General features: G+C 64.4%; 17 protein-coding genes. 12 read left to right on the top strand and 5 right to left on the bottom strand.

Features of this window, described 5'->3' with window-relative positions; genetic code table 11:
- Positions 1-125: 125 nt before the first annotated feature.
- Positions 126-2090 (top strand): acetyl/propionyl/methylcrotonyl-CoA carboxylase subunit alpha, encoded by a 1965-nt coding sequence (locus FJ417_RS25355; protein ID WP_140785312.1) that lies wholly within the window; start codon positions 126-128, stop codon positions 2088-2090.
- Positions 2091-2221: 131 nt separating this feature from the next.
- On the opposite strand, the gene FJ417_RS25350 is transcribed toward FJ417_RS25355, so the two are convergent.
- Together FJ417_RS25350 and FJ417_RS25345 are read right to left on the bottom strand one after the other, a co-directional pair.
- Positions 2222-3343 carry an ABC transporter substrate-binding protein gene (locus FJ417_RS25350; RefSeq protein ID WP_140643613.1) on the bottom strand — a complete coding sequence of 374 codons (1122 nt, stop codon included), beginning with the start codon at positions 3341-3343 and terminating at the stop codon, positions 2222-2224.
- Between the two features lie 372 nt (positions 3344-3715).
- Positions 3716-3982, bottom strand: a complete 267-nt coding sequence (locus FJ417_RS25345) for a sel1 repeat family protein (protein WP_027164869.1) — start codon at positions 3980-3982, stop codon at positions 3716-3718.
- A 179-nt stretch (positions 3983-4161) separates the two neighbouring features.
- Between FJ417_RS25345 and FJ417_RS25340 the strand changes: the two genes are divergently transcribed.
- From FJ417_RS25340 to FJ417_RS25320, 6 genes are all read left to right on the top strand, one after another.
- Positions 4162-4407: a hypothetical protein gene (locus tag FJ417_RS25340; RefSeq protein ID WP_140785311.1), complete on the top strand. Its 246-nt coding sequence runs from the start codon at positions 4162-4164 to the stop codon at positions 4405-4407.
- Between the two features lie 13 nt (positions 4408-4420).
- A complete protein-coding gene (locus FJ417_RS25335; RefSeq protein ID WP_140643610.1) occupies positions 4421-4762 on the top strand; it encodes a DUF2147 domain-containing protein in 342 nt (113 codons plus the stop codon).
- 198 nt (positions 4763-4960) lie between these two features.
- Positions 4961-5095 carry a hypothetical protein gene (locus FJ417_RS33865; protein ID WP_281405931.1) on the top strand — a complete coding sequence of 45 codons (135 nt, stop codon included), beginning with the start codon at positions 4961-4963 and terminating at the stop codon, positions 5093-5095.
- Between the two features lie 66 nt (positions 5096-5161).
- On the top strand, positions 5162-5356 hold the full coding sequence (locus FJ417_RS25330) for a hypothetical protein (RefSeq protein ID WP_140785310.1): 195 nt from the start codon (positions 5162-5164) through the stop codon (positions 5354-5356).
- Positions 5357-5697: 341 nt separating this feature from the next.
- Positions 5698-7155 (top strand): AMP nucleosidase, encoded by a 1458-nt coding sequence (locus FJ417_RS25325; RefSeq protein ID WP_246687542.1) that lies wholly within the window; start codon positions 5698-5700, stop codon positions 7153-7155.
- Between the two features lie 124 nt (positions 7156-7279).
- The gene (locus FJ417_RS25320; RefSeq protein WP_140785315.1) at positions 7280-8290 is read left to right on the top strand and encodes an endonuclease/exonuclease/phosphatase family protein; all 1011 of its coding nucleotides are present in this window, start codon (positions 7280-7282) and stop codon (positions 8288-8290) included.
- A 30-nt stretch (positions 8291-8320) separates the two neighbouring features.
- Here the strand turns inward: FJ417_RS25320 and FJ417_RS25315 are convergent, their stop codons facing one another.
- A complete protein-coding gene (locus FJ417_RS25315) occupies positions 8321-8917 on the bottom strand; it encodes a DUF922 domain-containing protein (RefSeq protein WP_140785308.1) in 597 nt (198 codons plus the stop codon).
- A 76-nt stretch (positions 8918-8993) separates the two neighbouring features.
- Positions 8994-10673: an electron transfer flavoprotein-ubiquinone oxidoreductase gene (locus FJ417_RS25310; RefSeq protein ID WP_140785307.1), complete on the bottom strand. Its 1680-nt coding sequence runs from the start codon at positions 10671-10673 to the stop codon at positions 8994-8996.
- A gap of 251 nt (positions 10674-10924) precedes the next feature.
- Here FJ417_RS25310 and FJ417_RS25305 point away from each other — a divergent pair, with 251 nt between their 5' ends.
- The 3 genes from FJ417_RS25305 to FJ417_RS25295 all read left to right on the top strand — a co-directional run bounded on the left by FJ417_RS25305 (position 10925) and on the right by FJ417_RS25295 (position 13595).
- Positions 10925-11563 carry a hypothetical protein gene (locus FJ417_RS25305; RefSeq protein WP_140785306.1) on the top strand — a complete coding sequence of 213 codons (639 nt, stop codon included), beginning with the start codon at positions 10925-10927 and terminating at the stop codon, positions 11561-11563.
- Positions 11564-11765: 202 nt separating this feature from the next.
- The gene (locus FJ417_RS25300) at positions 11766-12692 is read left to right on the top strand and encodes a uracil-DNA glycosylase (RefSeq protein WP_140785305.1); all 927 of its coding nucleotides are present in this window, start codon (positions 11766-11768) and stop codon (positions 12690-12692) included.
- A gap of 90 nt (positions 12693-12782) precedes the next feature.
- Positions 12783-13595 carry a helix-turn-helix transcriptional regulator gene (locus FJ417_RS25295; RefSeq protein WP_140785304.1) on the top strand — a complete coding sequence of 271 codons (813 nt, stop codon included), beginning with the start codon at positions 12783-12785 and terminating at the stop codon, positions 13593-13595.
- A 4-nt stretch (positions 13596-13599) separates the two neighbouring features.
- Here the strand turns inward: FJ417_RS25295 and FJ417_RS25290 are convergent, their stop codons facing one another.
- Positions 13600-14547: a DMT family transporter gene (locus FJ417_RS25290; RefSeq protein WP_140643678.1), complete on the bottom strand. Its 948-nt coding sequence runs from the start codon at positions 14545-14547 to the stop codon at positions 13600-13602.
- A 214-nt stretch (positions 14548-14761) separates the two neighbouring features.
- Here FJ417_RS25290 and pepN point away from each other — a divergent pair, with 214 nt between their 5' ends.
- Complete coding sequence (pepN, locus tag FJ417_RS25285; RefSeq protein ID WP_140785303.1) at positions 14762-17407, top strand: aminopeptidase N; 2646 nt, start codon at positions 14762-14764, stop codon at positions 17405-17407.
- A gap of 338 nt (positions 17408-17745) precedes the next feature.
- Positions 17746-20067 (top strand): PAS domain-containing sensor histidine kinase, encoded by a 2322-nt coding sequence (locus FJ417_RS25280; protein WP_140785302.1) that lies wholly within the window; start codon positions 17746-17748, stop codon positions 20065-20067.
- Positions 20068-20142: the final 75 nt, after the last annotated feature.

Below are 20142 nucleotides of genomic sequence, written 5' to 3'. Positions count from 1 at the left end.
AGCGATTGGCGAAAGCCGTCGTGACGTCCGATCTCCCCCCTAGTGGGGGAGATGTCCGGCAGGACAGAGGGGGGCGCGAAGGTATGCCGTCGTCGCCCGAGACACACCCTGGCTGCGGAGGCTCCATGTTCGGTAAGATCCTGATCGCCAATCGCGGCGAGATCGCCTGCCGCGTCATCCGCACCGCCCGCAAGCTCGGCGTGCGCACCGTTGCCGTCTATTCCGATGCGGACGCCAAGGCCCTGCATGTCGAGATGGCCGACGAGGCGGTGCATATCGGCCCCTCGCCCGTCGGCGAGAGCTATCTGCGCGGCGACAGGATCGTGGCGGGGGCGCTTGCCACCGGCGCCGAGGCCATTCATCCCGGCTACGGCTTCCTGTCGGAAAACCCCGACTTCGTCGACCGGGTGGCGGCGGCAGGCCTCGTCTTCATCGGCCCCTCCGCCGCCTCGATCCGCGCCATGGGATTGAAGGACGCCGCCAAGCGGCTGATGGAGACGGCCGGCGTGCCGGTAGTGCCTGGCTATCACGGCGAGGCGCAGGAAATCGTGCTGCTCGCGTCCAAAGCGCGCGAGATCGGCTATCCGGTGCTGATCAAGGCGCGGGCCGGCGGCGGCGGCAAGGGCATGCGGCGCGTCAACCACCCCGACGATTTCTCGGAGGCGCTTTCCGGCGCGCGGCGCGAAGCGAAAGCGGCGTTCGGCGACGATCGCGTGCTGGTGGAAAAATATGTCGACAAGCCGCGCCACATCGAAGTGCAGGTGTTCGGCGACAATTTCGGCAATGCCGTGCATCTCTATGAACGCGACTGCTCGGCACAGCGCCGCCACCAGAAGGTGATCGAGGAGGCGCCCGCTCCTGGCATGACGCCGGCGCTGCGCAAGGCGATGACGGAGGCGGCCGTGAAGGCCGCCAAGGCGATCAATTATTCGGGCGCAGGCACGATCGAGTTCATCGTCGACGCCTCTCAGGGGCTCAAGGTCGACCGCTTCTGGTTCATGGAGATGAACACGCGGCTGCAGGTCGAGCACCCCGTCACCGAGATGGTCACCGGCGTCGATCTGGTCGAATGGCAGCTTCGCGTCGCGTCCGGCGAAAAACTGCCGAAAACGCAGGGCGAGATCGCGCTTGCCGGCCACGCTTTCGAGGCGCGCCTCTATGCCGAGGACGCCGCGAAAGGGTTTTTGCCGGCGACCGGCACGCTGCATCATCTCAAGTTCCCCGACGCTGCCCCGGAAGGCGCCGCGATGCGCATCGAGACCGGCGTGCGCGCCGGCGATGCGATCTCGCCCTTCTACGACCCGATGATCGCCAAGCTGGTTGCGCACGGCGAGGACCGGGCCACGGCGCTCGGCGTGCTGCGCGATGCCCTCGCCCGGACCGAAGTCGCCGGCTCGACCGTCAACACCGCCTTCCTGGCGGCGCTCGCGGCCGACGCCGATTTCGCGGCCGGCGACGTCGATACCGGGCTGATCGGCCGGCATCAGGAGGCGCTCACCACCATTCCCGGGCCGGGCGACGAGACGATCGCCGCGGCGGCGCTGGCCGCGATGGATGCCGGCACGCCGGGTCCCGCCGCCGATCCCTGGTCCACGCTTTCCGGCTATGCGCATTTCCACACGCTGTCGCGCCGCATTCGCCTGCGCCATGGCGAGGAGAACATCCTGGCCAGGGTTTCGGCACGGCCGGACGGCCGCTTCCAGGTGGCGCTGGAGGCACCGCATGATGCGGTGAACACGCACGATTTGCGGACCATGCCGCATGCCGCCCGCTGGCCCGGCCACGTCACCGTCTTCGAGGGCGCGGTCGGCTATACGTTCACGGTTCCCGATCCGCTTGCCAAGGCCGACGAGGCGGGTGCCGCCACAGCCAACCTGCGCGCGCCGATGCCGGGTCTGGTCAAGCTGGTGCGCGCCGCGGCGGGCGATGCCGTGATCAAGGGCCAGCCGCTCTTGATCCTCGAAGCCATGAAGATGGAGCATATGATCGCCGCCCCGCATGACGGCGTGATCGCCGAGATCGCGGCCGAGGGCGCACAGGTCAGCGACGGCACGGTGCTGGTCCGGTTCGCGGAGGACGGCCAGGGCTGAAGTGCTGAAGTGCTGAATGGTTAAATAGCTATGTCGGCGGGACAGCCCCGGCCTCGCCTGTACGTCAATGCCACGGCACAAACGAAATTGGCCGGGACGAGCCCGGCCATTTCCTCGATTGCGGAACCAAATTACGGCTGGATCGGCGCGTATTTGCCGTCGTGCCACTGGTTGATGTCGTAGCTGGCGTTCTTCAGGTCGCCCTTCTCGTCGAAGACGACGTCGCCGACGACAGTGCTGATCGGCTTGCCGTCCTTGAGCGCCTCGGCGACCTTGGCCGGATCGTCGGTGCCGGCGCGCTTGACGCCTTCAGCCACGGCCTGGATCACGGCGTAGGAGAACAGCGTGAAGCCTTCAGGCGTGAAGCCGCCGGCCTTGATCTTGGCGACGGCGTCCTTGGCTTCGGGCTTCGACTGCGGGTCCGACGGGAAGACGAACATGGTGCCTTCACCGGCCGGGCCGGCGACCTGCCAGAATTCCGGCGAAGCGATCGAGTCCGGCATGATCAGCTGGAACTTGACGTTCTGCTCGGCCGCCTGACGCAGGATCAAGCCCGCCTCCGGGTGATAGCCGCCGAAGTAGACAACGTCGGCCTTGAGTTCCTTCAGCTTGGTGACGAGGGCCGAATAGTCCTTCTCGCCGGCATTGATGCCTTCATAGTCGACTTCCTTGAGGCCGCCGGCATTCATCGTCGCCTTCACGGCATCGGCAACACCCTGGCCGTAGGCGCTCTTGTCGTGCAGGACGACAACGTTCTTGCCGGCGTATTTCTTGGCGATCCAAGGGCCGATGAAGGCGCCCTGCGCGTCGTCACGTGTGTAGAGGCGCATGATGGTCGGCCAGCCGGCCTTGGCCGCGGCATCGGTCAGCACCGGGTTGGACGAAGCGGGGCTCATCATCAGCGTGCCGGCTTCGGCATAGACGGCCGAGGCCGGAATGCTCGAGCCCGAGCAAGCATGACCGTCGACGAACTTGACGCCGTTGGCGACGATGCGGTTGGCGACCGAGACCGCCTGCTTCGGATCGCACTGGTCGTCCTCGATGTCGAGCTTGATCTGGGAGCCGTTGACGCCGCCAGCGGCATTGATCGCGTCGGCGGCAGCCTGCGCGCCCTGCTTGAACTGGTCACCGATGGTGGCGAGTTGGCCGGTCATCGGGCCGACCACCGAAATGGTGATGTCGTCGGCGAAGGCAACCGAGGCGCTCATCATCAGGCCAAATGCGGCCGCGCTCAAAATACCCAATTTTTTCATGACTATAAGAACTCCTCCACTTGCGCGCGCCGCTCCGGCCGCGCTTCTTCCACAGAGCCGGGACAATTTCACCCTTCGCCGAAACTGTCGAGAGCACAATGCGGAAGGTTTTGGTTCATTTAGGCGAGGATTTCTTGGGCCACGCGGCCGATTACCAAGCGTAATGCAAAAAGCCGCGCCGGCCTTGTCCCGGCCGGTCGCGGCTTTTTTTGCAATCGAGCTTCCCCGGCGCCCCCGCGCCTGAACCCCGCTCGCTTCCCTGTTCTTGCGTGGCTTCGGTTGTCTCAACCTGCCGCGTTCTCGTTCTTCCTGACCGGCCGTCTTTTCGCGGCCTTGTCCCAATGAATTTCCGAGCGCTGCGCGCGCTGAGGATCAGTGCATCGTCATCCATTCGCGCGCTTCGCGCAGCGCCGTGGCGATCTCGACTTTCGACATGGTGGCTGACAGCTCCGAGCGCAGCTCGGCGGCGCGGGCCGAGCCCTTGATCGCGGCGATGTTGAACCATTTGTGGGCGGCAACGACATCGGTCTCGCAATCGCGGCCGGTCGCATACATCATGCCCAGTTCGAAAAGAATGTCGGCCTGGGCAGTTGCCCCCATGGCGCCGAAGCCGTCTTCAAGCATTTCAAAGCGTGCCATTTCAATCCCCTGTCTGGCTCCCGAGAGCTGCCTCCTTTTCCCTTGGTATCCCTTTGGGGCAGGGCGCTCTTTCGATGCTTTCGAGGATGACGGCTGGCCTTGAATCCGTCGTTAAATGGCTTGCTTAATTTGAGGAAAACAAAGCTAAAACAAGAGGTAAACGCGAAAAACTGTTAAGCATGGGAATCCAGCGTTTCAGCCATTTTGCGTCAAATTCGATGAAAATTGCCGCGAGTGGAATCAAGACTTCGCTAACCACCGAAACCGAAGCGTTTTTCCGGTCGCGTTTATTTTCAGCCATCCGCGCGGCGAAAATCCTTGCAACCTTCCGTGGCGGCACCGCTTTTGTTTTGGCGGGAGCTGAATTAGCTTTACCTTTGCGTAAGGGGCAGGAAGGCGGACCGGAGCCCGCCGCAACCCCATAGGGAGGAGGACAAGATGTTTCGAAAGATGAGCCTGGCCCTGGCGGCCACCTTGATCATGGCGGGCGCCGCATGGGCCGACCCGATCGAAGGCAGTTGGAAGACGCAATCCGGCGAGACGGCGACGATCGGCGGCGGCGGCTCATTCTCCATCACGCTCAAGACCGGCAAATATGCGGGCAAGACGATCGGCTCGATGAAGGCGACCGGCGACAACAAATATGCCGGCAACATCACCGACCCGGCGAACGACAAGACCTATTCCGGCAAGGCGACGCTTACGGGCACGACGCTCAAGATGAGCGGCTGCGTACTCGGCGGCCTGATCTGCAAGAGCCAGACCTGGCATAAGCTCTGATCGCCAGATTCCAGATCATCCGAGACGGGGCCGAACGGCCCCGCTTTCTTTTGGAGCGGCAGCGCTCCGCCGGACCGGCGCTGCGCCACCGGCACCTGTTCAAGACCTCGTCAATCAATTTGAACCGCAGATGAATACCGGTCTCAGAACCGGTTCAGAGGCCGTCAGGCATTTTCTCCCGCATTGAAGGAGAGAGAAATGCTTGCCCGTCGCTTCACCATCGTCTGCCTGCTGATGAGCCTGTTCGGCATGTTCTTCGCCATCCTGGTGGCGGAGGCTGGCCACCCTGTTCGCTCGTGGGAACGGCCGGTGCCTGCATTGTCGGCTTCGTGAACCAATTCAAGCGCTGAAACGACCAAGCTGGAAATCGAACCAAGCTGAAAACCGGGGACCACCAAAATGAACCGCATCGCCGATAATGCAATGAAGATCCTTCGGCTGCTGCCACGGGCGACGCTCATCCTGATGCTGCTCGCCGCCCCGGTGCTGGCCGTGCCGATGATGCGCGCCGACACCGGCAACAGGATCGAGGCACCGCCGCACAAGAACACCAGCGTAGGCTTCGTGCTGCTGATCAGCCTGCAGCGGGGGTAGGTGTGACGATATTCAGGTGAGGCCGGCCTGCGAAACGCGGCTTCCTGCGCTTCCGGTGCTCACGTACGAAAAGTACGCTCCGCTCCGGCCTTCGCCGGCCGAAGCCCTCATAAATGTCTCCGTCCTATGAAGGCTACGGCCGGCGTAGGCCGGTTCTCGGAATCCACCTTTCTCGACTCGGGCCTGACCTGAATCTCGTCACACCTTGAATCGGAGCGACAACAAAAAATCTCCAGCTGGGTCGCGGTTCCTGTCCGCTCACCCCTCCCAACCGCTCTTCCAAATCTCTATATTGAGCCATGGAAAAGCGAATCTACCCCCAAGCCATCGACTCGGTCGTCATGCCGGAGCCCTTCGGCAAGCAGGACTTCCACGACGCCAGAAAGGCCGTCGCGGCGCTGCAGGCGCTGTACGACCGCAACACCAAATTCCTGCGCGATTCTTTCTCGGCCCTTGCCGCGGGCGGAGATGAAAGCAAGCGCTACCGGGCCTTCTATCCGCAGATCGGCGTCACCACGACCTCGTTCAGCCAGGTCGACTCGCGCCAGGCCTATGGCCATATGCCGACGCCCGGCCATTTCGCCACCACGATCACGCAGCCGCAACTGTTCGAGAACTATCTCATCGAGCAGCTTCGGCTCATCATGCGCAATCACGGCGTGACGGTGACGGTCTCGGAATCGACGACACCCATCCCGCTGCATTTCGCCTTCCTGGAAGGCACCTATGTCGACGGCGCGGCCGCCGAGCGCATCAAGCGGCCGATCCGCGACCTGTTCGACGTGCCGGACCTCGACGGCACCGATGACCAGATCGCCAACGGCACCTTCGAGGTGGCGTTCGGCGAGCCGCGGCCGCTGGCGCCGTTCACCGCGCAGCGCATCGATTATTCGCTGCACCGCATGACGCATTACACGGCGACCAGCCCGCAACATTTCCAGAATTTCGTGCTGTTCACCAATTACCAGTTCTACATCGACGAATTCGTGGCGCGGGCCCGCGAGTTGATGGCCAGTGGCGACAGCGGCTATGTCGAATTCATCGAACCCGGCAATGTCGTGACCCGGAACGGGGCAACAGAATCGGAAGGCACACCGCCGCAGCGCCTGCCGCAGATGCCGGCCTACCATCTGAAGAAGCCCGGCCATGGCGGCATCACCATGGTCAATATCGGCGTCGGCCCATCCAACGCCAAGACCATCACCGACCATATCGCGGTGCTGAGGCCGCATGCGTGGGTCATGCTCGGCCATTGCGCGGGCCTGCGCAACACGCAGGCGCTGGGCGACTATGTGCTGGCCCATGCCTATGTGCGCGAGGACCATGTGCTGGATGACGACCTGCCGGTCTGGGTGCCGATCCCGCCACTGGCCGAAATCCAGGTGGCGCTGCAGGAAGCGGTCGCCGAGGTGACCGGTTTGTCGGGCTACGACCTCAAGCGCATCATGCGCACCGGCACCGTCGCCACCATCGACAACCGCAACTGGGAGCTGCGCGACCAGCGCGGGCCGGTGCAGCGCCTGTCGCAGTCGCGCGCCATCGCGCTCGACATGGAATCGGCCACTATCGCCGCCAACGGCTTCCGCTTCCGCGTGCCTTACGGGACGTTGCTGTGCGTTTCCGACAAGCCGCTGCATGGCGAGCTGAAGCTGCCCGGCATGGCGACCGAGTTCTACAAGCGGCAGGTGGCGCAGCATCTCACCATCGGCATCAAGGCGATGGAGAAACTGGCCGAGATGCCGATGGAGCGGTTGCATTCGCGCAAGCTGAGAAGCTTTTCGGAAACGGCGTTCCAGTAATCGCCAACTTTTGACCCGCGAGGCAATCGGTCGTCTTGCTTGAGCCGCAATTTGGCCGATAAGCGGTCCGGATGGAAGGCTGGGGCACTCGGAGCAAATGACGACGGGCGGCGCGCGCTTGAGCATGATGGCTCAGCTGACATTCCTGGCGATGATGGCATGCTCGGCCGCGCTGCTGGCCGGATTCTTCGGCGCGCTGCATCCGGCCTTCGATTCCTTCTCGCATTTCCGCATGCATCTGAGCGTGCTGACGGCCTTGCTCGCGCTGGCGCTGCTTGCCGGCCCCTACCGGCTGCAGGCGGTCGCCGCGCTGGTCTTCGCCATCGCCTGCTTCGCCACGACGGCGAGCGCGCTGCCGAGATTGTCGACGCAGCAGGCGGTCGCAAAGCCGGCCGACAGGATCGTCTACAGCCTGCTGCAGATGAACCTGCGCTTCAACAATCCGACGCCGAAGAAGGTGCTGTCGCTGATCGGCCGGACCAATCCGGACGTCATCACGCTCGACGAAGTGTCCGGGATGTGGGCCACGGAGCTCGGCTATATGGCCAGCGCCTATCCCTATCGGATCCTTTGCGACTATCCCAACGGCATATTCGGCGTCGCGTTGCTTTCGCGCCGTCCCTTCGCCGCCGGCACTGCGCCGCGTTGCGAGCCGCGCGGCGCGATGGCGACCGCCACGATCGATTTCGGCGGCATTCCGGTCAACGTCGCCGCGATCCATCTCAGCTGGCCGTGGCCGAAGGAGCAATACTGGCAGATCGGCGAACTGGCGGAACCGCTGGCCAGGCTCGGCGAGACCGCCATCATGGCCGGCGACTGCAACGCCGTGCCGTGGAGCGCGGCGGTGCTGCGGGTGGCGCGGCTCAGCGGCATGACGCTGATGCCGTCGGCCGGCCGGACCTGGATCCACCGGACGCTGCCCGACGTCGTGCGCCGCTATGCGGGCCTGCCGATCGACCAGGTGTTCAGCAAGGGCGGGGTGACGATCCTGTCGTCGGTCCGAATGGACGACACCGGCTCCGACCATCTGCCTGTTCTGGTCGAATTCACGCTGCGGTCCGACAGCAACGCGCCCGAGGACGAGCACAAGTCGGCGCTGGCGGCGAACGACGCGCCGGACAAGCCGCGCAGCTGACGTCCGCTTGGTAGGTGAACGGCTCGAGCTTCAGTTCTTCCCCATCAATGCATTGACCAATTTCTCGACATGGCCGCCGTCGCGGTGCTCGCGCGCGTCGAAGGCATTCTGCCTGGCCTCGTAGTCGGCATAGATCGTGTCGATGCGGCGCCTGGCGTCCCAACGAAGACCGGTACAGAACCAGTTGTCCTGCCGCTCGAGCCCGGCGAGCGCCGTCTCGGTCGCCCGCATCATCTGCTTGGCGATGCGGCCATGGGTATGTTCATGCTGGCGCACGCCGGCCATGAAGCGATCCCAGCGCCTGCGCAGGACCGGACCGGACGGGGACGTGCGGCGCGGAAAGGTGTAGGTCAGGTCGATCGTGCCGGTGGCCTGACGCAGCCGGCAGATGCCATTGTCCCGTTTCACGTCGAGGTTCCAATGCACGGTATAGCCGGTCTCGGCGATGGCGCGCGCGGCATGGCCGTGCCTCGGCCCGAGGCCATCCATCGCCTCGATCAGTTCCGCGCCGGTCCTGCCGGCGACGTCATAGCTGCGCACATGAACGGTCAGCTTGGTGCCTGCTGACGCGGCCCCGGACAAAAGCACGCCGGCAGCAGCTAAAATTGCCAGGCTGATGCGCCGCATGTCCGCCTCCTTGTTCAGGGGCTAAGCAGACCATACTCGGCGCGCGGCTTCAACGGTCTTGGCGGTTAGGCGCGGCTCACATGCCCTGGTAGACGGGGCCTTCACCGCCTTGTGGCGGCACCCAGTTGATGTTCTGGTTCGGATCCTTGATGTCGCAGGTCTTGCAGTGCACGCAGTTCTGCGCGTTGATGACAAAGCGCACGTCCTTGGCCGCCGGATCGGCGGCGGCGTTGCCGTCCTTGTCCACCCATTCATAGACGCCGGCCGGGCAGTAGCGGGTCGAGGGACCGGCGAAGACATCGTGCTCTGAACGCTGCTGCAGCGCCATGTCGGCGACGATCAGATGGGTCGGCTCGTTCTCCTCGTGGTTGGTGTTGGAAAGAAACACCGAGGAGAGCCGGTCGAAGGTCAGCACGCCATCCGGCTTCGGATAGGCGATCTTCTGATGCTTGGAGGCCGGCTCGAGCGTCGCATAGTCGGCCTTGCCATGCTTCATGGTTCCGAAGGGCGAGAAGCCGAACAGCGTGTTCAGCCACATGTCGAGGCCGCCGATGCCGACGCCGACAATGGTGCCGAAGCGCGACCACAGCGGCTTGACGTTGCGGACCTTCTTCAGGTCCTTGCCGATATCGGTGCCGCGCCAGGCTTCCTCATAGGAAGCGAGCTCGTCATTGGCACGGCCACCGGCAATCGCCTCGGCCACATGCTCGGCCGCCAGCATGCCCGAGAGCACCGCGTTGTGCGAACCCTTGATGCGCGGCACGTTGACGAAGCCGGCAGCACAGCCCATCAGCACGCCGCCCGGGAAGGAAAGCTTCGGCACGGACTGCCAGCCGCCCTCGGTGATGGCGCGCGCGCCATAGCCGATGCGCTTGGCGCCCTGGAAGGTGCCGGCGATCGCCGGATGCGTCTTGAAGCGCTGGAACTCCTCGAAGGGCGAGAGATAGGGGTTCTTGTAGTTCAGGTGGACCACGAAGCCGACCGCCACCTGGTTGTCCTCGAGATGGTAGAGGAAAGAGCCGCCGCCGGTCTTCATGTCGAGCGGCCAGCCGAAGGAATGCTGCACCAGACCCGGCTTATGGTTCTCGGGCTTGACCTGCCAGAGCTCCTTGAGGCCGATGCCGAACTTGCCCGGCTCGCGGCCGTCGGCAAGCTGGTATTTGGCGATAAGCTGCTTGGCGAGCGAGCCGCGCGCACCCTCGCCGATCAGCACGTATTTGCCTATCAGCGCCATGCCCGGCGCGTAAGCCGGGCCGTGCGTGCCGTCCTTCTCGACGCCCATGTCGCCGGTGATGACGCCGGTGACGGCGCCAGCGTCGTTGTAGACGAGGCTTGCCGCGGCGAAGCCCGGATAGATCTCGACGCCCAGCGCCTCGGCCTTGGTCGCCAGCCAGCGGCAGACATTGCCCAGCGAGACGATGTAATTGCCGTGGTTGTTCATCAGCGGCGGCATCAGGAAGTTGGGCAGGCGGAACGAGCCGGCAGGGCCAAGCACCAGGAAATGGTCCGCGGTCACAGGCGTCTTGAACGGATGATCGCCCTCCTCGCGCCAGCCGGGCAGCAGGCGGTCGATGCCGATCGGATCGACGACCGCACCCGACAGGATATGGGCGCCGACCTCGCCGCCCTTCTCCAGGACGACGACGGAAAGGTCCGGATTGAGCTGCTTCAGACGGATCGCGGCGGCAAGGCCGGCGGGACCCGCACCGACGATCACCACGTCGAATTCCATGCTCTCGCGTTCGATTTCGCTCATCGGCCCCTCACTGGCTCGCCATGTTTTCGCATTGTGCTGGCTCACGCGCTGCATAGCGCATCAATTCGCGACGCGAAACCGGCGCTGACGTGACAACGCCGATTTCGACAAAAAGTCGCGGTTTTGCCTACGAAACGGTCGCCGCGCAGGCCATGGCCAAGCATAGGCCAGCGCCAATCGGATGGAAGGCCAGGCCGCGTCCGCATGTTTTTAATTGTTCGACGGCTTGGTTATCGGCAATACTTCGCACCATGCGCAGTCCAGAGCCAGCCGGCTTTCCATCGAAGCGCTTACTCTTCACGCCAGGCGTGGCCTGGCGCGCGGTTCTTCCACTCCTCTTTTTGTCCGTGCCGGCGGAGGCCGATCCGGTGAAGGTCTGGGCCACCGGCGCCTATTCCTTTTCCGACGAACTGGGCGGCTTCCGCATCACGGGTGCTTCCGGCATCGGTACCAAGGAAGACCCGCTGATCATCAGGGAGGAACTGAACACGGCGACGCCGGTGACGCTGACGATCCGCGCGACCAAGCCGATCGAGCCATTCGGCAAGGCAGGCCAGGTCGCCAACGGCGTGATGTATATGCGCATCGACGTGCTCAACAACAGCGCCCTGCCCTGGGTGGAATTCCAGTTCGAGCTGCAGGAAATCCTCGACCAGCCAAGCGTGTTCGGCGACGGCCTTTCCTTCGACCAGCGCAACAAGACGCCCGACAACATCTGGTCGAGCAATTTCGCCGATTTCGACCGCCGGTTCGAACCCTATGACCAGCTGCTGTTCAAGAACGGCAAGGTCGACCCGCTGAAGGCGGCGACCTTCGACTTCCTGATCACCGACTACACGCCGCGCTGGACATTTTACATCGTGCAGGATCCGCGCATACCGACTGGGTGAAAGCATATCGATATTCAGGTCAGGCCGGCCTGCAAATGGCGGTTTCCTGCGCTTCCGGTGCTCACGTACGAAAAATACGCTCCGCTCCGGTTCTCGGAAACCACCATTTTCGACTCGGCCTGACCTGAATCTCGACATGCTCCAATACAGGCGAGCGTGGCTTAACCTTGCAAATCGGCGCCGCGCGGACGATGGTGGCGCCATGACTGCCGCCTCCCCCAGCACACCAGCCGAGATCGCCGAACTGCTCGCCTTTTATGCCAGCGCCGGCGTTGACGAGGCGCTTGAAGACGCGCCGGTCAATCGGTTTGCCGAAGCGGCGGCGAAGTCGGTCGAACGCAGGGCTGCCGAGCGGACGCCAGCCGCACCGCCTCGCGACCCCAGATCCGAGAGCCGCCCGGCACCCGGGCGGGGCCCGGAGCGGCCCCAGTCGCCAGAGCCACCGACGCCATCATCCGGCCTCGACGCGCGCAATATTCCGGACGCTCCGGCGCGCATGCCGGCCGCCACCGTTCCCGACGAGGCGCAGGCGCTGCTTGCCCGGCAACTGGCCGCAAGCGCCTCGACGCTCGAGGAACTGCGCCAGCACATGGCCGGCTTCGACGGCTGTAATCTCAAATTCACCGCCAAGAACCTCGTCTTCGCCGACGGCAATCCGAAAGCCGACCTTATGTTGGTCGGCGAGGCGCCGGGCCGAGACGAGGACCTCGAGGGTCTGCCCTTTGTCGGCCGCTCCGGCCGGCTGCTCGACCGTATGCTCGCCGCTATCGGCCTCGACCGCAACTCGGCCTATATCGCCAACGTCATTCCGTGGCGGCCGCCGGGCAACCGCACGCCGACACCGCACGAGACCGAAATCTGCCGGCCGTTCATCGAAAGGCAGATAGAACTGGTCAATCCCAAGGTGCTGGTCAATCTCGGCGGTCCGTCGGCCAAGACGCTGCTCAACACGACCGAGGGCATCCTGCGCCTGCGCGGCAACTGGCGGGTGCACACGACGGCGTCGGGCATAGCCATTCCGGCGATGCCGACGCTGCATCCGGCCTATCTGTTGAGGACACCGGCGCACAAGAAGCTGGCCTGGCGGGATTTTCTTGAGGTCAAGGCGAAGTTGCGGGGGTTGGCGTGAACGTCTTCCCCTTCTCCCCTTGTGGGAGAAGGGAAGCCAATAACCTCCCAGGTAATTGAAATCCCTCCCTCCACAGCCTAGTCCTACCCTATGACCACATCCGACGCTTCCGCCGGCAACCTGATCCGCGAGTGGCGCACGCGGCGACGCATGAGCCAGCTCGACCTCGCTATGGAGGCCGATATCTCGCAGCGGCATCTCTCCTTCGTCGAAAGCGGCCGGGCCCAGCCTTCGCGCGACATGGTGCTGCATCTGGCCGAGCAGCTGTCGATTCCACTGCGCCAACGCAATCAACTGTTGCTTGCCGCCGGCTTCGCGCCGAGCTTCAGCGAAAAGCCGCTGACCGATGCGACACTGGCACCGGCGCTTGCCGCCGTCGAGACTGTGCTCAAGGGCCACGAACCCTTCCCGGCGCTGGCGGTGGACCGGCACTGGAACCTCGTTTCGGCAAACACCGCGATTGCTCCGTTCCTCGCCGACATCTCCGAAGCATCGCTGCTCGCGCCGCCGGTCAATGTGCTGAGGCTCAGCCTGCATCCGGGCGGCGTGGCGCCGCGCATCGTCAATCTGGCGGAGTGGCGCGCGCATCTCATCGAGCGGCTGAAGCGCCAGAACGACGCCACCGGCGACCCGGTGCTGATCGAGCTTGAGCGCGAATTGCGCACCTATCCGTCCGGCCTGAGGAGCAGCCGGCCGGCGCCGGTCGAACCGAGCGGCATCGTGCATCCGCTGCGGCTCGCGCATGGCGATCAGGTGCTGTCGTTCATCAGCACGATCACGGTCTTCGGTACGCCGCTCGACGTCACGCTGTCGGAGCTGGCAATCGAATCTTTTTTCCCCGCGGATGAGCAGACAAGGACGGTGCTGGTGCGATTGGCGAAAGAGCGGGCGACCGCTTCGTAGGCCTTCACCCCTGCGGCGGCGTGACCGTCCTGATGCGCGTGCGCTCCAGGCCCAGTTGCCGCTCGCGCCAGATGATGAAGATACCGGCGGCGACCACGATCACGCCGCCCGCAAGGGTGTTCAGCGAGGTCACGTCGCCGAAGACGAAATAGCCGACCACGACGCCGAGGATCATCGAGGTGTATTCGAAGGGCGCCACGACCGAGGCTTCGGCATGGCGGTAGGCCGCCGTCATCAGGATCTGGCCGAGCCCTCCGCAGAAGCCCGCGACAACGAGGAGCGCGGCCTGCATCGGCGTCAGCGCCTGCCAGCCGAAGGGCAGCGTGAAGAGCGACAGCACTGAAGCGGTCGAGGAGAACCACAGCACGATGGTCGCCGTCTTCTCCGTCTGCACGAGATTGCGCACCAGAAGCATGGCGACCGCCGAGATCGCGGCGGCGATCAGCGCGGCCATGACGCCCAGCACCTCCTGGTCGTCGAGGCCTTCATCGGAATTGAGCAGCGTCAGTTCGGGCCAGGAGATGACCAGCACGCCGGCAAGGCCGACCGCGACCGCGCTCCAGCGGTAGACGCGGATCGTCTCGCCGAGGAAGATCGAGGAGAACACGACGACCAGCAGCGGCTGGGCGTAGTTCAGCGTGATCGCTTCCGGCAGCGGCAGCCTGGTCAGCGCGAAGAAGCCGAGCCCCATGGCGCCGACGCCGACCACACCGCGCGCGACGTGGTTGAACGGCCGTCTCGTCGTGAATGCCGTGGCCAATTCACCCTTGAAGGCCAGGAAGGCGATGATCGGAAAGATGGCGAAGAAGGAGCGGAAGAAGACGATCTGCCCCGCGGGCACGTCGCCGGCCGCCTTGATGCAGGTCTGCATGCCGACGAAGATCGTCACCGAGACGATCTTCAGCGTAATGCCGCGCAGCGTGTTGTGGCCGACGGCATGATCGACGGTCATCTTGCCTCGTAAGGATAGTCGGGAAACGAAGCCGCGAAATAGGCCAAGAGCAATTCCAGGAAAAGTGTGTAACGGTTTTCCGTCCGGAATTGCGAAACACGACCTATGCCGCAGTTTTGTCGAGTGGCCGTTTCGTGTAAAGAGCGCGCACCTCAAAATTCTTGGACCAGCCAAGCTGGCTGGCCGGCCGAAATCAACAGGAAAAGCCTAAGGAATGCGCACAGATACCGGCCATGTCTTCAAGCTCGAAGACTATCGCCCCTGCGACTATCTCATCCCGAGGACCAGCCTCGACTTCCGCCTGTCGCCGGACGCGACCCAGGTGACCGCGCTGCTTACGATCGAGCGGCGCGCGGGCGTCGCCGCCTCGGCGCCGCTGGTGCTCGACGGCGACGGGCTGACGTTGCTCGGCATTGCCGTCGACGGGCATACGCTTCCGGCCAGCGACTATGAGGCGACGCCTGACCGGCTGACGATCCTGAAACCGCCGGCGGCGCAGCGTTTCGAGCTGCGCCTGGAGACGGAGATCGCGCCTTCGCGCAACGAGGCGCTGATGGGCCTTTATCGCTCCAACAACGTCTATTGCACGCAATGCGAGGCCGAGGGCTTTCGCCGCATCACCTATTTCCTCGACCGTCCCGATATCCTGTCGGTCTACACGGTGCGCATCGAAGCGCCGCACAACGAGGCGCCGCTGCTGCTTTCGAACGGCAATCCTGTGGAGAGTGGCACGCTGGGCAGCGGCCGGCATTATGCGGTCTGGCACGACCCCTTCCCCAAACCCTCCTACCTTTTCGCGCTGGTGGCGGGCGCGCTCGGCAAGGTGGCGGGCAGCTTCACCACCATGTCCGGCCGGGAGGTCGAGCTCGGTATCTATGTGGAGCCCGGCAAGGAGCAGCTTGCCGGCTATGCGATGGACGCGCTGAAACGCTCGATGAAATGGGACGAGGAAGCCTTCGGCCGCGAATACGACCTCGACGTCTTCAATATCGTCGCCGTCTCCGACTTCAACATGGGCGCCATGGAGAACAAGGGCCTCAACGTCTTCAACGACAAATATGTGCTGGCCGACGAGGAGACCGCGACCGATGCCGACTTCGCCAACATCGAGGCGATCATCGCGCATGAATACTTCCACAATTGGACTGGCAACAGAATCACTTGCCGCGACTGGTTCCAGCTCTGCCTGAAGGAAGGGCTGACGGTTTACCGCGACCACGAATTCTCCGCCGACCAGCGCTCGCGGTCGGTTAAGCGCATCGCCGAGGTGCGCACGCTGCGCGCGCACCAGTTCCCGGAAGACCAGGGGCCGCTGGCGCATCCGGTCAGGCCGCGACGCTACCGCGAGATCAACAACTTCTACACCGCGACCGTCTACGAGAAGGGTTCGGAAGTGGTGCGTATGATCCGCACCATCCTTGGGCCGGAAACCTTCCGTGCCGGCATGGACCTCTATTTCGAGCGGCATGACGGCGAGGCGGCGACCATCGAGGATTTCCTCAAAGTCTTCGAGGACGTCTCCGGCAGAGACCTCGCGCAATTCGCGCTTTGGTATCACCAGGCCGGCACACCGAACCTGACGGTAAGTTCCGCGCACAATGCGGCGGCAAAGGAGTTCACCCTGGAGATCGAGCAGTCGGTGCCGCCGACGCCGTCGGAAAGCCGCAAGCGGCTGATGCATATCCCGCTGGCCTTCGGCCTGGTCGGCGCCAACGGCAAGCCCGTCGCCTGGACTGCCGTCGAGGGCGCAATGGTGGATGACGGTGTCATCCATATCCGCAAACGTCGGCACACGGTGCGCTTCTCGGGTATTTCGCAACGGCCTTCGGTGTCGCTCAACCGCGGCTTCTCGGCGCCGATCACGCTTTCGGTGCAGCAGAAGGCCGACGACCAGTTCTTCCTCGCGGCGCATGACAGCGACGCCTTCGCGCGCTGGCAGGCGTTCAACACGCTCTTGACCGATGCGCTGATCGCCGCCTTCCGCCAGACCCTCGGCGGCAAGGAGCCGGTGTTTGCAGCGCGGCTTGCCGAGCTTGCCGGCAGGATCGCCGGCGACGAGTCGCTGGAGCCGGCCTACCGGGCGCTCGCGCTGTCGCTTCCCGGCGAAGCCGATATTGCCCGCGACATCGGCAAGGGCATCGACCCAGACGCCATCTTTGCCGCGCGCGAGGCGATGGCGCGGATGATCGCCGAGGCAAACCGCGAGGCCTTTCCGGCGCTCTATGAGAGCCTTGCCGACAAGGGTCCGTTCAGCCCGGACGCGGCGAGCGCCGGGCGCAGGGCGCTGCGCAACATCCTGCTCGACTATCTTTCGCTGCTGCCGGGCGGCGCGGGCCTCGCCGCAGGGCACTTCACCGCCGCCACCAACATGACCGACCGTGCGGCAGCGCTCGCCGTGCTGGCGCATCGCCATCCAGGCACGGCCGAGGCCGAAGAGGCGCTGGCCGCCTTCGAGGCCCGCTATCGCGGCGACGCGCTGGTACTCGACAAATGGTTCCAGATCCAGGCCGGTGTGCCGGGCGCAAAGACCGTCGAGAAAGTGCGTGATCTCATGCGGCACCCAGCCTTCTCGATCGCCAACCCGAACCGGGTGCGTTCGCTGATCGGCACCTTCTCCAGCGCCAACCAGACCGGCTTCCACCGCCCCGACGGCGAAGGTTATCGCCTGTTTGCCGAGACGGTACTGGAGGTGGAGAAGCGCAATCCGCAGGTAGCCGCGCGGCTGGCGACGGCGCTCAGGTCCTGGCGCTCGCTGGAGCCTGGACGTCAGACCAAGGCCAGGCAGGCGCTGCTCGACATGGCGAAGACCGAGAATCTTTCGGCGGATCTGCGCGATATCGTGGAGCGGACACTGGCGTAATTAGCGATCTCCCCCTGGTGGGTCCTCGTGGGGGAGATGCCGGCAGGGCAGAGCGGGGCATGAAGGATCGCGACGTTTGCTTCTCGCCCGAAAGCCAGATCTGACGAGTGCCGGCAATTGAGCAGTTGAGGGGTTGGCGCGACAGCGCCCCCTCTGGCCTGCCGGCCATCTCCCCCCTTGTGGGACCCGGAGATCGGCTGTTCGGACGAATTTCAATCAACTTTTAATCTTTTTCGTCCGCGCCACTGGACAAGGCGAATCAGCTTTGATTCTTTACTGACGATTCGGGCGTGCGGCGTAGCCGGATCATCCATACGGCAGATCGGGGAGTGCCATTTATGGCCAAGGCGGACGCGTGGGGCGCGCCCGGAGGGAAGGCTTTTGCGCATCGCAAGGCAAGGAGCGATGGACTTGCCGGCAATACGCGCCTGATCGCCGAACCCACTTATCAGCGGCTCCTGGCCGCCGAGCCGCTGCTGCGCCGGTCGATCCCGGCGCTGATCGTCGTTTTTCTCATCGTCATTGCCGCGCTGCGCTTCCTGTCGCTCATGAACGAGCATGACGAGATCGAGCGCGACGCCAAGGCGGTGCTGGCGCTGGCCGCCGGACAGATGGCGCAGGCCGTCACCGCGGACCCCAGCGCGGCCGGCGCCAATGCCATAAGCCTTCTGGAGAACACCAGCCGCCAAGGCGCCATGAGCCGCGCCCATGTGCTCGCCATCACCGACGCCAACTTCAAGGTCATCGCCGTTTCGCCGCTGTCGACGGGCTGGCAAGGCCGCACGCTCGACAGCCTCGTGCTGGGCGGCCAGCCGCTGTTCATGTTCGGCGACCGCGCCGGCGTGATGGATGTCAGCATCTCGGGACAGGACTGGTTCGCCGCCGTCAGCCTCGGCGGCGACCGCAAACACACGGCGGCCGTGCTGGTGCCGCAGGAAGCGGTGTTCGACAGCTGGCGCAAGTCGATGTCGCTCAACGTCACGCTGTTCGTGCTGACGGCGGGCGTGCTGATCGTCATCCTCTACGCCTATTTCGGCCAGGCGGCGCGCGCCCAGGCGGCGGACCGCATCTATCTTGAGGCGCATCAGCGCATCGACATGGCGCTGGTGCGCGGCCGCTGCGGGTTGTGGGACTGGGACATGGTGCGCGGCAAGATGTACTGGTCGCGCTCGATGTACGACATGCTGGGCTATGAGCCCTGCGATACGATGCTCTCCTTCGGCGAGGTCGACGAGATCATCCACCCGGAGGACGGCGACCTGTTCGAGCTCGCCAACCGCATCATCGAACGCGAGATCGACCATATCGACCAGGTTTTCCGCATGCGCCACGCCGACGGACAATGGGTGTGGATGCGAGCCCGCGCCCAGGTGATCGACCCGGAGGCGCCGGAGATCCAGCTGATCGGCATCGCCGTCGACGTCACCGAGCAGCGGCACTTGGCGCTGCGCTCGGAAGCGGCCGACATGCGGCTCAGGACCGCGATCGAGAACATCAACGAATCCTTCGTGCTGTGGGATGCCGCCGAACGGCTGATCATGTGCAATTCGAAGTTCCAGAAGGACAACGGGCTGTCGGACCGCGACGTGGTACCGGGCGCGACCCGCGATATGCTGGAGGAGCGCATGCTGGCCTTCGCGTCGGAGCGCAGGCTCGCCAATGCCAACGGGCCGCAGGGCGGCGTCAGCTTGGAGCGCCAGCTTGCCGACGGCCGCTGGCTGCAGGTCAACGAGCTCAGGACCCGCGACGGCGGCGTCGTTTCCGTGGGCTCCGACATCACGCAGATCAAGCTGCACCAGGAAAAGCTGGTCGACAGCGAGCGCCGGCTGATGGCGACGATCCACGATCTCAGCCTGGCCCGCCGCGCCGAGGAGGAACGCGCCAGCGAACTGGTCGAACTCAACCGCAAATACATGAAGGAAACCGAGCGCGCCGAGGCGGCCAATCGCGCCAAGTCGGAATTCCTCGCCAACATGTCGCATGAATTGCGCACGCCGCTCAACGCCATCATCGGCTTCTCCGAGCTGATGCAGCAGGGCCTGTTCGGGCCGCTCGGCTCCGAGCGCTACGAGGAATACGCGACCGACATCAACGGCAGCGGCAAATACCTGCTCGGCGTCATCAACGACATCCTCGACATGTCGAAGATCGAAGCCGGCCAGTTCTCGCTCGACCGCGAGGAGATCGATCTCTGCCCGCTGATCAAGGAGACGGTGCGGGTGATCTCGCTGCAGGCGGCGGAAAAGTCGATCAATGTCGAGACGCGCATCGCCGATGCGATGCGGCTCTATGCCGACCGCCGCGCGATCAAGCAGATCGCCATCAACCTGCTCTCCAACGCGGTGAAATTCACCGGACAGGGCGGAAAGATCACGGTCAGGGCGCGCAACACGTCCGGGGCGCTGCTGCTCACTATCGAGGACAATGGCTGCGGCATCCCCAAGCAGGCGCTGAGCAAGCTCGGCCGGCCGTTCGAACAGGTGCAGAACCAGTTCTCCAAGAACCATACCGGCTCGGGCCTCGGGCTCGCCATCTCGCGCTCGCTGGCCGAATTGCAGGGCGGCGCGCTGAAGATCCGCTCGACCGAGGGTGCAGGCACCATCGTGTCGGTGCGCATTCCGCTGAAGAAGGCTCCGCCGACGGTGAAGGCAGCGGCCTGATCAGAGGCGACCGGCGGTGGCTGAGGCAAACTTGAAAAAGTTATCTATTTTATCTATTTTGGGTAAGAGGTGACT

This window comes from Mesorhizobium sp. B3-1-7, assembly GCF_006439385.1.
Lineage (GTDB): Bacteria > Pseudomonadota > Alphaproteobacteria > Rhizobiales > Rhizobiaceae > Mesorhizobium.
The sequence above is the reverse complement of the archived record's forward strand: the minus strand, read 5'-3'. Positions and strand labels throughout refer to the sequence as shown.